Raw genomic sequence first — 11,992 nt, forward strand, 5'->3', positions numbered from 1 at the left:
CAAAAGGTTTTCTTTGCTAAAGATGTGATTCGCCGTACAGGTCTTCCAGCGCCCGGTACGCCTTGACCACGAACGGCCGTGCCTGCGCGTATCTCTCGACGAGCTTCTCGTCGGGTGTGATCGTCTGGATCGGCCGCACGAGGTCGACGGTCAGCGACTCGATCTCGTCCAGGGCCCGCCACGCCAGCAGCGCCGCGCCCACGGCCGACCCGCCGGTGTCCTCGGTGAGGTGCAACGGCATGCCGAGCGTGTTCGCCAGCGTCTGGGCCCAGATCGGGGCGCGGAACGCACCGCCGGTGATCCTCAGCGACTCGACGTTCGGCACGGCCTCCAGCACGAGCGCCAGTTGCTGACACACACCCTCGACCAGTGCCTTGGTGATCTGCGGAGGGGTGTGTTCGCGCCTGAGGCCGAGCAACGCGGCGTGCGCGGTCGGGTCCCACCACGGCGCACGCTCGCCCAGCAGGTACGGCAACGCGACGAGCCCGTCGGAGTCGGCACCCGCGGCCTGGGTCAGCAGCTCACCGACCGGGACACCGAACGTCTCCGCGGCCCACTGCGCGACCACACCGCCGTTGCTGATCGCGCCGCCACGAACCCACAGGCCCTCACCGATCGCGTAGCTGAACGTGCGGCCCCCGTCGTCGACGCCGGGGCCCAGCTGCGCCACCCGCAGCGCGCCCGACGTGCCCAGCGAGACCGCGCCCGCGCCCGGCGTGGCCGCGCCGACACCGAGGTTGCCGAGCGGGCCGTCGCCGCCACCGATGACGACCGGGATGCCGGGCCGCAGACCGGGGATCACGGCCTTGAGGGGTGTCGAGTGGGTGGGTTCGACGAGCGGCGGGAGCTGGTCCGCGGTGACGCCGGCGAACTCCAGCGACGGCTCGTGCCACCGCAGGGTGTGGATGTTCATCAAGCCCGTGCCGGAGCCGGACGAGTGCTCGTTCAGCAGCTCGCCGGTGAGGTGCAGGTGCACGAAGTCCTTGATCTCGCACCACTTCGCGGCGCGGACGCCGTTCTCGTGGAACCAGGCGAGCTTCATCAGCGGCGTGAACGAGTGGATCGGCGTGCCGGTCTGCTGGTGCAGCTCACGCCCTTCCGCCGTGCCGCGCAGGCGTTCGGTCTGCTCGACCGCGCGGTTGTCGGCCCAGCTCAGGGCGTCCGTGACGGGTTCCAGTGCCGCGTCCAGGCCCATGATCGAGTGCATGGCACCGGTCAGCGAGATCGCCAGCACGTCCTCGGAGGCCAGCTCCCGCAACGCGTCGAACGCGGCGGCGAGCACCTGCTTCGGGTCGTGCGTGGCCTCGAGACCGCTGGTGCGCATCGGGTAGGCGCGTTCGGTCGAGGCCACGACACGGGCCTGATCGTCGACTGCGACGACCTTGGTCGCCGTGGTGCCGAGGTCTACCGCGAGAACGACCATGAACGTCACCCTACGACGGCGGATACCGGACGAACCACTCCTGTGCCACGGGGGCGGCGGCGCTGGTCTCGAGCTCCCAGTCGGCCACCATCCGGTCGACGACCTCGCGGAACTGGACGCGCTCGACCCAGTCCGGGCGGATCTTCCCGACGCCGTGCAGCGCGCCCGCGAGGTTGCCGCACATCGAGGCCGTCGAGTCGTTGTCGCCGCCGTGGTTGACCGAGAGCAGCAACGCCTCGTTCGGGTCGTCGGTGACGAGCGTCGAGTACAGCGCGATGGCGAGCGCCGTGTCGCCGACGCCGCCGCGGCCCAGTTCCTCCACGCGCTTCACGCTCGGGTTGCCGAGCGCGGCGAGTTCGACGGCGTGCTCGATGCCCGCGACGACCTCCTCGTGGCCTTCGCAGCGGACCAGCTCGGTGACGGCGACGTCCAGCGCTTCGAGCAGGCCCTTGCCGCGCAACAGCTGGTGGACCAGCACGGCGAACGCGCCGGCGGACAGGTAGCCGCTCGGGTGGCCGTGCGTCAGGGCCGCGTTGTCCTCCGCCAGCGCGAACACGACGGCCGGGTCCTCATCGGCGAGGGCGACGGGCGCGACCCTCATGGCGCCGCCGCAGCCCTTGGAGTTGTTGACGGGCTTGGTGATCGTCGCCTGCTCGCCGGTGCGCGCGTACTCATGCAACGCGCTCGTGCACGTCAGTCCGGGCGCGCGCATCCGGAAGAGGTCCTGGTGCGTGATCAGCCAGCCGTCCGGTTCGTCCACAGTGGAGTGGATGCCGCGTGCCTTGTCCCACGGCGTTTTCTGCGTGTGCAGCCAACGCTGGTACGCGTTCTGGGTGACGGTGGTGATGTCGCGTTCGCCGGTGAGCCGTTCCCGCACGTGCGCGCGGATGATCGCCTCGAACGTGAACAACGTCATCTGCGTGTCGTCGGTGATGTCCGGCTTCTCGGGCAGGTCGGTGATGCCGTCCGGGCCGTGGCGCTCGTACACGACCTCCATCGGCAGGTTCTCGGTGTTCGCGCCCAGCGCGTCCCCGATCGCGCCACCGAGCAGGCACCCGCGCAGCCGCGAGTCGTCGTGCGGCACCAGGAAGAACCGGCGGCCCTCACCGTCGACCCATCGGGCGGCCTCGCGCGTGGCGGACGGCCGCTCGCCGCAGCCGCAGATCCGCATGTGCTGCGCGGCCGCGTCGGCCAGTTCCCCGAAGTCGAACTCGGCCTCGACCGGCTGACCGGGATTGACGTGCAGCTTCGGCTTGCTCGCCACCAGCCTGCTCAGGATCGTGTGCAGCGGGAGCCGGATCCACTGCTCGACGCCCGCGGGCAGCCGCGACTCGTCCGTGTAGACCTCGAGCACCTCGCGCTCGCCCAGCAGCACCTCGCCGGGGATGAGCAGCTCACCGTGCGCAGCGTGGTGCCCGAAGCCGGCCACGTCGTCCTCGTGCTCGTGCAGGAGCTGTTCCATCGGCGTCAGCGCGGTCACCACGTCCTCCGGTACAGCTCTTCGGCGACGTGCCGGACGTCGTGCTCGGGCCCGCCCTCCAGCGCGCCCGCGATGGCCCGCGCGATCCCGCGGCCCTCACCCCGGACGGCCTGCGCCAGCGCGCCGGCGGCGGTGAACGGGTCGGCGTCGGGCGGGTCGAGCTCCGAGGACGTGAACAGGTGCGAGGCCAGCGTGATCACGGCCTCCGCCGCCGGGGAGTCCTTGCCGTGCGTGAGAGCCACGAGCTCACGGATCCGGGCCTCGTCGAGGCGTTGCACGGCGGCGGGCAGTGCCCAGATCAACGCGCCGGGCCCCTGCGAGGTGATCTGGCGCCGGTAGGTGTTCTCGGCCAGGTCACGGGCGCTCTGCCGGGACACCAGGTCGGGCTGGACGCCCGGTTCCGATGACCACTGCGCCAACGCCTGTGCCGGATCCTCCGCCGAACACGCGGCCAACTGGCCGACGAGTCCTGTTCGGACACCCGCGCCGAAAGCGAAACCCTGGTAGGCGGCCACGACCTGGTCGAGGCGGGGCGGCCTGATCCACTCAACGTCCCCCATCGCCGCCAGACCTTACCGGGCCTGGCGGCGACACGAGACTCGAACTCAGAGGCGCTTCGCGAGCTCTTCCGCGACCTCGTAGGTGTTGAGCGCCGCACCCTTGCGCAGGTTGTCACCGCACACGAAGAAGTCCAGCGTGTTCGGGAAGTCGAGCGCCTGGCGGACGCGGCCCACGTACGTCGGGTCGCCGCCCACCACGTCGGCGGGCGTCGGGAACTTCTTCGCGGCCGGGTCGTCGATGAGGACGATGGTCGGCTGTGCCTCGAAGATCTTGTGCGCCGCCTCGACGGTGACCTCGCGCGCGAACGTCGCGTGGACCGACAGCGAGTGCGTCGTGACGACCGGGACGCGCACGCACGTCGCGGAGACCTTCAGGTCCGGGATGCCGAGGATCTTGCGGGCCTCGTTGCGGACCTTGAGCTCCTCCGACGACCAGCCGTCGTCCTTCACCGAACCCGCCCACGGCACCACGTTCAGCGCCAGCGGGGCCGGGAACGGGGAGTCCTCGGCGGACAGACCGGCGGCGGCGAGCGCCTCGGCCACGTCACCCGCGACGACACCCGCCTCCTTGCCCGCGAGGGCGGCGATCTCGGCGTACAGGCGGTCGATGCCGGACTGGCCGGCGCCGGACGCGGCCTGGTAGGAGGCGACGACCAGTTCCTTGAGCTCGAACTCGCGGTGCAGGGCACCGAGCGCCGCCATCATCGACAGCGTCGTGCAGTTCGGGTTCGCGATGATGCCGCGCGGCCGGTTGTCGATCTGGTCCGCGTTGACCTCGGGCACGACCAGCGGCACGTCCGAGTCCATCCGGAACGCGCCGGAGTTGTCGATCGCGATCGCGCCGCGCTCGGCGGCGATCGGAGCCCACTGCGCCGAGATCTCGTCCGGCACGTCGAACATCGCGATGTCGACGCCGTCGAACGCCTCGGGCGAGAGCGCGACGACCGTCAGGTCCTGGCCCCGCACGTTGATCTTCTTGCCCGCAGAGCGCGCGGACGCGATCAGCCGGATCTCGCCCCACGGCACGGAGGAGCGGGTGTTCATGATGTCGATCATCACGGTGCCCACGGCACCGGTCGCGCCCACCAGCGCGAGCACAGGCGCGCTCATCGTCCAGTCCCTGCGTAAACGACGGCCTCTTCGTCGGAACCCAGGTCGAACGCGTCGTGCAGGGCACGGACGGCGTCGTCGAGCTGGGTGTCGCGGCAGATGACCGAGATGCGGATCTCCGAGGTGGAGATGATGTCGATGTTGACGCCGGCCGTGGCCAGCGCCTCGCAGAACGTCGCCGTGACACCGGGGTGCGAGCGCATGCCCGCGCCGATCAGCGACACCTTGCCGACGTGCTCGTCGTAGAGGACCTGGTCGAACCCGATCTCACCGCGGGCCTTCTCCAGGGCGGCCACCGCGCGGGGGCCGTCGTCCTTGGACAGCGTGAACGTGATGTCCGTGCGGCCGGACGCCGCCTGGGACACGTTCTGCACGACCATGTCGATGTCGAGCTCCGCCTGCGCGACGACGCGGAAGATCTTGGCCGCGATGCCGGGGTGGTCGGGAACTGCCGTCACGGTGATTTTGGCCTCGGACCGGTCGTGCGCGACGCCGGTGATCATCGCCTGTTCCACGGGAAGGTCCTCCACTGAACCGGACACGATGGTTCCGGTCTTGTTGCTGAACGAAGAGCGGACGTGCACGGGGACGTTGTAGCGCCGGGCGTACTCCACGCAGCGGAGCATCAGCACCTTGGCGCCGCAGGCGGCCATCTCGAGCATTTCCTCGTACGTGATCGTGTCGAGTTTCTTCGCGTTCGGCACGATGCGCGGGTCGGCGGTGTAGACGCCGTCCACGTCGGTGTAGATCTCGCACACGTCGGCCTTGGTCGCGGCCGCGAGCGCCACCGCGGTGGTGTCGCTGCCGCCGCGGCCGAGCGTGGTGATCTCCTTCGAGTCCTGGGAGACGCCCTGGAAGCCCGCGACGATCGCGATGGCCCCCTCGGACGTCGCGTCCTGGATCCGGCTCGGCGTCACGTCGATGATCCGCGCTTTGCCGTGCACCGAAGTCGTGATCACGCCGGCCTGCGAGCCCGTGTAGGAGCGCGCCTCGGCACCGAGCGAGTTGATCGCCATCGCGAGCAGCGACATCGAGATCCGCTCACCGGAGGTGAGGAGCATGTCGAGTTCGCGGGCGGGCGGCACCGGCGAGACCTGGCGGGCGAGATCGAGCAGCTCATCGGTCGTGTCACCCATGGCCGAGACCACGACGACGACGTCGTTGCCCGCCTTCTTGGTCGCGACGATGCGCTCGGCCACGCGTTTGATCCGCTCGGCGCTTCCCACCGATGAACCGCCGTACTTCTGGACGACGAGCGCCACCGACCTGACCTCCTTCGCGCGACTAAAACCCCACGTCGAAGGCAGCCTACCCGGACCACCTGGTGAGACATTGGAGCCGTGATGCGCGTGACTACTCTGTCCGGGTGTCGTCGAGCGCCGATGTCGTGGAGGCCCCAGCAGCCGTGCCTGAGAGCAGTGCGCGCTCGCGGTTGGCCGAAGCGCTCAGACATCCGGCCGCTCTCTGGACCGCTCCCGCGCTCATCTACCTGATCGTCCGCCAGGTCGGTCTGTTCGTGCTGCAGCTCGTCGTCGAGTACCAGAACGGGCTCACCGGCAAGGCCGACACCTCGGTCGGCAACCTGAAGTCGTGGGACGGCGACTGGTTCCTCGGCATCGCGGCGGGTGGCTACGACGGCGTGCCGCCGTCGCTGTACGACGCGTTCGGCCGCCGCACCGCCGAGACGCCGCTCGCGTTCTTCCCCGGCTACCCCGCGCTGATCCGGTGGGTCGACGCGCTGCCGGGCGTGGACGTGGTGGGCGCGGCGTTCGCGGTCAGCCTGATCAGCGGCCTCTTCTGCACCTACGGGCTGTTCGTCCTCGGTCGCACGGTCCGCGACGGCTCGGACCGCGCGGGCCTGATCTTCGTGACGCTCTTCGCCGCGTCCCCGATGGCCGTCGTGCTGTCGATGACCTACTCGGAGGCGACGTTCTGCGCGTTCGCCGTCTGGGCGCTGGTCGGCGTGGTGAAGAAGCGCTGGATCCTCGCCGGCGTCTGCTGCGCGGCCGCGGGCCTGGTCCGCCCGACCGCGGCGGCGCTGATCGTCGCCGTGGGCCTGGCCGCACTGGTGGCCGTGCTCGCCGACCGCAAGGACTGGCGGGCCTGGGTCGGCGGCGTCCTCGCCCCGCTCGGCCTGCTCGGCTACCTGGGCTGGGTCGCGGTGCGGACCGGCGACCTCGAGGGCTGGTTCGGCGTGCAGCAACGCGGCTGGGGCTCGAAGTTCGACGGCGGCGCGGCCACCTGGGCGTTCGCCGGCGAACACCTCGGCAACCCGCGCTCGATCCTCGAAACGGGCACCGTCTGGCTCCTCGCACTGGCCGTCGTGCTGGTCTTCTACGCCTTCCAGCGCCGCCTGGAGTGGCCGTTGATCGTCTACGGCATCGGCGTCCTGGTCATGGACCTCGGCTCGAACGGCCTGATGAACTCGAAGGCCCGGCTGCTGCTCCCGGCGTTCACGCTGCTGCTCCCGCTGGCCCTGGTGCTGGCCCGCCGCCGTCCGTCGACGGTCCTCACCGTCCTCGGCATGGCGACGCTGTTCAGCGCGTGGTTCGGCGCGTACTCCCTCGCCGTTTGGCAGTATGCGATCTGATGAACGAGCTGATCTCGAAGCGCTGGAGCCCGCGCGCTTTCTCCGCCGACGCGACGATCTCCGACTCCGACCTCCGCACCGTGCTGGAGGCGGGCCGCTGGGCCCCGTCGCACGGCAACAGCCAGCCGTCCCGCTTCCTGGTGGGCGTCCGCGGCACCCCGGCGTTCGACGCGATCTTCGAGGTCCTCACCCGAGGCAACAAGACGTGGGCCCACCGCGCCTCGGTCCTGCTGATCGGCTGCGTGATCACGTCGGACGACCGCGGCGACATCCCGAACGTCGAGTTCGGCCTGGGCCTCGCGATGGAGAACATGGCCCTGCAGGCCACCGACCTGGGCCTGATCTCGCACATGATGGGCGGCTTCGACAAGGAGGCCGCCCGAACCGCCTTCGCGATGCCCGACGACGTCCGCCCGCTGGTGGCCATGGCCCTGGGACGCCACGGAGACATCGCAGACCTCCCCGAAGACCTCCAGGCCCGCGAACAGCGCGAACGCAAGCGCCTCCCGCTCACCGAAACGGTCTTCACCGGCACCTGGGGCCGGTCACTGCTCGGTTGAGAAGTACTTCTCCGCGACCTCGTCGTGCAACGGGAACGCCAGCGGCACGCGCTCGAAGATGACCGTCCGCTCCGAAGCCTCGTCGTTGGGCACGAAGGGCGGCAGGTCCTCGAGATCAACCGGGGACGCGGCAGCGAACATCAACACCGTCCCACCGTCCGGCGTCGACACGAAGTGCAGGGGCCGCAGGTCCTCGGGCGCGATCAACACGTTCGCTTCTTCTTCGAGCTCCCGCGCCGCACTCTGCTGCCAAGACTCACCGCGCTCGATGAACCCGCTGACGAACGCCAGCTCACCCACAGGCGGAATGGCCCGGCGAACGGTGAGCAGCCCGGTGCGAGCCCCGTCCTTCACCGGCACGAGCACCACCACGACCGGCGAGGGGTTCGCCCACACCATCACGCCGCAGGCGCCGCACCGGCGCGGGTACGCGGACGTGTCGGCGTACCGGGTGCCGCAGTTGTCGCAGAAGTCGTCACGCGCCATGAACGAGAACCTAGTTCAGACGCCTCACGAGCTTAAGGACAATCGCTCGAACGGCCAGCCAGAACAACGCGGCCAGCCCGAAGTTCACGATCACCCGCAACTTCGCGTCCTCGGGACTGAAAAGGTCCTTGAACGCCAGAGCCACCGGCTCGGCCAACTCCTTGACCGTGCTGGTGATGGGGTTGCCGGGATTGGCCCCGCCGACGGTGAGCACGACGTGGACGACGAGCAGCACCGCCAGCGCGAGGCCGACCCAGCTGACAACTCCTGCGGCGATTCCGACCACGCGCGTTCGCATAGGTCAGGAATCTACTACTCCTCAGTAGCGTGACACGGCACGCGCGAGGAGACCGGTCACGACCAGCCAGAACACGGCGGCGAGACCGTAGTTGAGGAACACGTCGAGGTTGTAGTTCCCGGTGTTGAACAGACCGGGGAAGAACAACGCGAGGGGCTCGGCGAGGGACTGGATGAACTTGAAGAACGCGTTGGCGGTGTTGGCGCCAAGCACGATCATCAGGATGTAGAGGACCTCGATGAAGGCGAAGAGGGCGCCGATGCCGCTGATCACGCGTGAAGCCGTGCCGCGGCCGCTGGAGGTACGTAATCTGGACATACATGAACGATTCCCGGGTATGGGTGCGACAAAACTTGCAACGTGACCAGCATCCCGAGTCGTTATACGAGCGCGCCTGACAATGGGCCGAACGGCGCAGGGCAAGGGGCAAGCCGGGTGATGGCCGCAAGGCCGAAGGCGAGCCGCGCGAGCACGCAAGGCGACCAAGCCGCCCGCGAACAACCACCCGCACGCAACAGGACCACCAGCGAAAACGACCACCGCCGTCCCACGATCCGGTCGAACATTTCCATCCCACCCCACCCTGTGGCTACTCTGTCCGACGTGTGGCGTTCCCTCCTGCTTCGCTGCCGTGACGGGGTCTGATCAGACCGGCCCCCCGTCGCGGGCTTCAGCGTTGCCGCCGGTCGTTCCCCTAAAACGACCCGCAGGAGCACAAATCCCATGACCTCGAACGAGGCCTTCACCACCACTGAATCCGCGGACGCCTACTCCTCGGGCACGAGCCGGATCCGCAAGCCGAGCCGCCCCGCCCCGGACTCGCAGCAGCCCTGGAACCGCCAGCTGGGCAGCAGCATGCCGTTCCACCGCTACCGCCCCTTCCACGAGCTGGTCGAGGTCGTCGACGTACCCGACCGCGCCTGGCCGACGAAGAGGATCGAGAAGGCCCCGCTGTGGTGCGCGGTCGACCTGCGGGACGGCAACCAGGCCCTGATCGACCCGATGTCGCCGGCGCGCAAGCGCAAGATGTTCGACCTGCTGGTCCGCATGGGCTTCAAGGAGATCGAGGTCGGTTTCCCGGCCGCGTCCCAGACCGACTTCGACTTCGTCCGCGAGATCATCGAGGACGGCGCCATCCCGGACGACGTCACGATCCAGGTGCTGACGCAGTGCCGTGAGGAACTGATCGCGCGCACCTTCGAGTCCCTCAGGGGCGCGAGCAAGGCGATCGTCCACTTCTACAACTCGACGTCGATCCTGCAGCGCCGGGTCGTGTTCCGCTCCGACCGCGACGGCATCAAGAAGATCGCGGTCGAGGCCGCCAAGTTCGCCAAGCAGCAGGAGCAGGACTACCCGGAGACCGAGTTCCGGTACGAGTACTCCCCCGAGTCCTACACGGGCACCGAGCTCAGCTACGCCGTCGAGGTCTGCAACGCGGTCCAGGACGTCATCCGGCCGACTCCCGAGAAGCCGTTGATCATCAACCTGCCGGCCACGGTCGAGATGGCCACGCCGAACGTCTACGCCGACAGCATCGAGTGGATGTCGCGCAACCTCGCCAACCGCGAGGCGATCATCCTGAGCCTGCACCCGCACAACGACCGCGGCACGGGTGTCGCCGCCGCGGAGCTGGGTTACCTGGCGGGTGCGGACCGCATCGAGGGCTGCCTGTTCGGCAACGGTGAGCGGACCGGCAACGTCTGCCTGGTCACGCTGGCCATGAACATGTTCAGCCAGGGCATCGACCCGCAGATCGACTTCAGCGACATCGACGAGGTCCGCCGCACGGTCGAGTACTGCAACCAGCTGCCGGTGCCCGAGCGGCACCCGTACGGCGGCGACCTGGTCTTCACCGCGTTCTCCGGGTCCCACCAGGACGCGATCAAGAAGGGCTTCGAGGCCCTGGAGGCCGACGCGAAGGACGCCGGGCAGCACGTCGACGACTTCGAGTGGGAGGTCCCGTACCTGCCGATCGACCCGAAGGACGTCGGCCGCAACTACGAGGCCGTCATCCGGGTCAACTCGCAGTCCGGCAAGGGCGGCGTCGCGTACCTGATGAAGCAGGAGCACCACCTCGACCTGCCGCGGCGCCTGCAGATCGAGTTCTCGCGGGTGATCCAGGAGGTCACCGACACGCAGGGCGGCGAGATCGGCCCCAAGGAGATGTGGGACGCCTTCGCCGACGAGTACCTGCACGGCCGGGTGCCGATGTACCTGCTCAAGCACAGGGCGAGCTCCGACGGCAGCGGCCACGAGGAGATCACCGCGACCCTGCTGATCGACGGCGACCAGCAGGAGATCACGGGGTCGGGCAACGGCCCGATCGCGGCGTTCGTCGACGCGCTCGCCTCGGTGGGCTACGACGTGCGGGTGCTGGACTACGCCGAGCACGCGCTCTCCGCCGGTGACGACGCCCGCGCCGCCGCCTACGTCGAGTGCGCCGTGGGCGACCGCGTGCTGTGGGGCGTCGGCATCGACTCCTCCACGGTCGCCGCGAGCTTCCGCGCGATCGTGAGCGCCATCAACCGGGCCAACCGCTAGCCGACGACGACCGACGGGGAGGACGCGTGCGGCACCAGTTGCCGCGGCGCGCCCTCCCCGTTCGCCTGCACGGCCCAGATGCCCTCACCGGGCAGGCCGTAGGCGATGGTGTCGTTGTCGAGCCACACGACCTGGTCGTCGATCCCGCGGGTCTCGGCCAGCGGTGTCTCCACCATCGTGGTCAGGTCGAGCACGTGCTGCCGCCACGGCCGCGCGCCGTCGCCCGGCACGCGCTTCTTGAACGCCACCCGCCTGCCGTCCGGTGACAGGGAAGGACATTCGGCGTTCTCCCGCAACGCCTTCGCGGACTCCTCCGCCGCGTCGCCCTGGATCAGGTACGTCTTCCCGGCGGTGCTCAGCGTCGCGTAGTAGGTGCGGTCGTCGGCAGTGAACGTCACGCCCCAGAAGTTCCTGTCGTTGGCGAGCTTCATGCCCTCGACGCGCGTGCCCTCGATGTTGCTGGCGTACACCTCGGTCCCGGTGTCGAGGATCGCCGTGCGGGTCGAGAACGTCCCCGCCTGCGCGTACGAGTCACCGGTGACGAACGTCGTCCACGACGCCATCCGCCCGTCCGCCGACAGCTTGGCGCGGTTCGGCACCCCGGACACCTCCACGCGCCGCCGTTCGGCCAGCGTCCGGTCCACGAACACCGCGGCCGACCCCGGCAACGGCCCGGAGGCGTCCGCGAGGCACAGCCCCTTCCCCGCCGCCGTGTAGAAGCGCTTGCAGGACAACGAACTCACCCGCCGCGGCCCGCCAGGCGAACTCAACGGCACGGACGCCACCCGCCCGCTCGCCTCGTCCACGAACACCAGCCGTCCGGAGACCAGTTCGACCGGACCCGCTTCCACGGCAACAGAAACGGAGTCCGGAGCGCGCAGGGCGTAGGCGGTGGCACCCGCGCCCAGCGCGATCACGGCGAGAACGACGATCAGGACCCTCAC

12 protein-coding genes are annotated in these 11,992 nt (G+C 69.4%); 3 read left to right on the forward strand and 9 right to left on the reverse strand.

Annotated features, from left to right (window positions below; translation table 11 throughout):
- Nucleotides 1–16 precede the first annotated feature (16 nt).
- The 5 genes from ND450_RS31085 to ND450_RS31105 are packed head-to-tail and all read right to left on the reverse strand — an operon-like array spanning nt 17 to nt 5,835.
- Nucleotides 17–1,423, reverse strand: a complete 1,407-nt coding sequence (locus ND450_RS31085; RefSeq protein ID WP_253321982.1) for a gluconokinase — start codon at nt 1,421–1,423, stop codon at nt 17–19.
- A gap of 10 nt (nt 1,424–1,433) precedes the next feature.
- Nucleotides 1,434–2,903: an ADP-ribosylglycohydrolase family protein gene (locus ND450_RS31090; RefSeq protein WP_253321983.1), complete on the reverse strand. Its 1,470-nt coding sequence runs from the start codon at nt 2,901–2,903 to the stop codon at nt 1,434–1,436.
- On the reverse strand, nt 2,900–3,463 hold the full coding sequence (locus tag ND450_RS31095; protein WP_253321984.1) for a hypothetical protein: 564 nt from the start codon (nt 3,461–3,463) through the stop codon (nt 2,900–2,902). Before ND450_RS31095 ends, ND450_RS31090 begins: the two co-directional genes overlap by 4 nt.
- Before the next feature lie 45 nt (nt 3,464–3,508).
- Entirely contained in the window at nt 3,509–4,573 is a 1,065-nt protein-coding gene (locus ND450_RS31100) for an aspartate-semialdehyde dehydrogenase (protein WP_253321985.1), read from the reverse strand.
- Nucleotides 4,570–5,835, reverse strand: a complete 1,266-nt coding sequence (locus tag ND450_RS31105; protein WP_089908023.1) for an aspartate kinase — start codon at nt 5,833–5,835, stop codon at nt 4,570–4,572. The genes ND450_RS31100 and ND450_RS31105 overlap by 4 nt, the downstream gene beginning before the upstream one ends.
- Before the next feature lie 143 nt (nt 5,836–5,978).
- Here ND450_RS31105 and ND450_RS31110 point away from each other — a divergent pair, with 143 nt between their 5' ends.
- Nucleotides 5,979–7,163 carry a glycosyltransferase family 39 protein gene (locus ND450_RS31110; RefSeq protein WP_253321986.1) on the forward strand — a complete coding sequence of 395 codons (1,185 nt, stop codon included), beginning with the start codon at nt 5,979–5,981 and terminating at the stop codon, nt 7,161–7,163.
- Nucleotides 7,163–7,723, forward strand: coding sequence for a nitroreductase family protein (locus ND450_RS31115; protein ID WP_253321987.1), 561 nt, complete (start codon nt 7,163–7,165; stop codon nt 7,721–7,723). Before ND450_RS31110 ends, ND450_RS31115 begins: the two co-directional genes overlap by 1 nt.
- On the opposite strand, the gene ND450_RS31120 is transcribed toward ND450_RS31115, so the two are convergent.
- The 3 genes from ND450_RS31120 to ND450_RS31130 are packed head-to-tail and all read right to left on the reverse strand — an operon-like array spanning nt 7,709 to nt 8,825.
- Nucleotides 7,709–8,209 carry an NUDIX domain-containing protein gene (locus ND450_RS31120; RefSeq protein WP_253321988.1) on the reverse strand — a complete coding sequence of 167 codons (501 nt, stop codon included), beginning with the start codon at nt 8,207–8,209 and terminating at the stop codon, nt 7,709–7,711. The genes ND450_RS31115 and ND450_RS31120 overlap by 15 nt on opposite strands.
- A gap of 10 nt (nt 8,210–8,219) precedes the next feature.
- The gene (locus ND450_RS31125; RefSeq protein WP_089908011.1) at nt 8,220–8,495 is read right to left on the reverse strand and encodes a hypothetical protein; all 276 of its coding nucleotides are present in this window, start codon (nt 8,493–8,495) and stop codon (nt 8,220–8,222) included.
- 33 nt (nt 8,496–8,528) lie between these two features.
- Nucleotides 8,529–8,825: a hypothetical protein gene (locus tag ND450_RS31130; RefSeq protein WP_089908008.1), complete on the reverse strand. Its 297-nt coding sequence runs from the start codon at nt 8,823–8,825 to the stop codon at nt 8,529–8,531.
- A gap of 405 nt (nt 8,826–9,230) precedes the next feature.
- Between ND450_RS31130 and leuA the strand changes: the two genes are divergently transcribed.
- Nucleotides 9,231–11,048 (forward strand): 2-isopropylmalate synthase, encoded by a 1,818-nt coding sequence (leuA, locus tag ND450_RS31135; protein ID WP_253321989.1) that lies wholly within the window; start codon nt 9,231–9,233, stop codon nt 11,046–11,048.
- On the opposite strand, the gene ND450_RS31140 is transcribed toward leuA, so the two are convergent.
- Nucleotides 11,045–11,992 carry a hypothetical protein gene (locus ND450_RS31140; protein ID WP_253321990.1) on the reverse strand — a complete coding sequence of 316 codons (948 nt, stop codon included), beginning with the start codon at nt 11,990–11,992 and terminating at the stop codon, nt 11,045–11,047. The genes leuA and ND450_RS31140 overlap by 4 nt on opposite strands.

It is taken from the genome of Lentzea sp. HUAS12, assembly GCF_024125735.1.
Classification (GTDB): Bacteria; Actinomycetota; Actinomycetes; order Mycobacteriales; family Pseudonocardiaceae; genus Lentzea; species Lentzea albida.

Bases quoted from the DNA above. Each gene is read 5' to 3' on its own strand.
- ND450_RS31085 (WP_253321982.1), bottom strand. From the start codon at position 1,423: ATGGTCGTTCTCGCGGTAGACCTCGGCACCACGGCGACCAAGGTCGTC.
- ND450_RS31095 (WP_253321984.1), bottom strand. From the start codon at position 3,463: ATGGGGGACGTTGAGTGGATCAGGCCGCCCCGCCTCGACCAGGTCGTG.
- ND450_RS31100 (WP_253321985.1), bottom strand. From the start codon at position 4,573: ATGAGCGCGCCTGTGCTCGCGCTGGTGGGCGCGACCGGTGCCGTGGGC.
- ND450_RS31115 (WP_253321987.1), top strand. From the start codon at position 7,163: ATGAACGAGCTGATCTCGAAGCGCTGGAGCCCGCGCGCTTTCTCCGCC.
- ND450_RS31120 (WP_253321988.1), bottom strand. From the start codon at position 8,209: ATGGCGCGTGACGACTTCTGCGACAACTGCGGCACCCGGTACGCCGAC.
- ND450_RS31130 (WP_089908008.1), bottom strand. From the start codon at position 8,825: ATGTCCAGATTACGTACCTCCAGCGGCCGCGGCACGGCTTCACGCGTG.
- leuA (WP_253321989.1), top strand. From the start codon at position 9,231: ATGACCTCGAACGAGGCCTTCACCACCACTGAATCCGCGGACGCCTAC.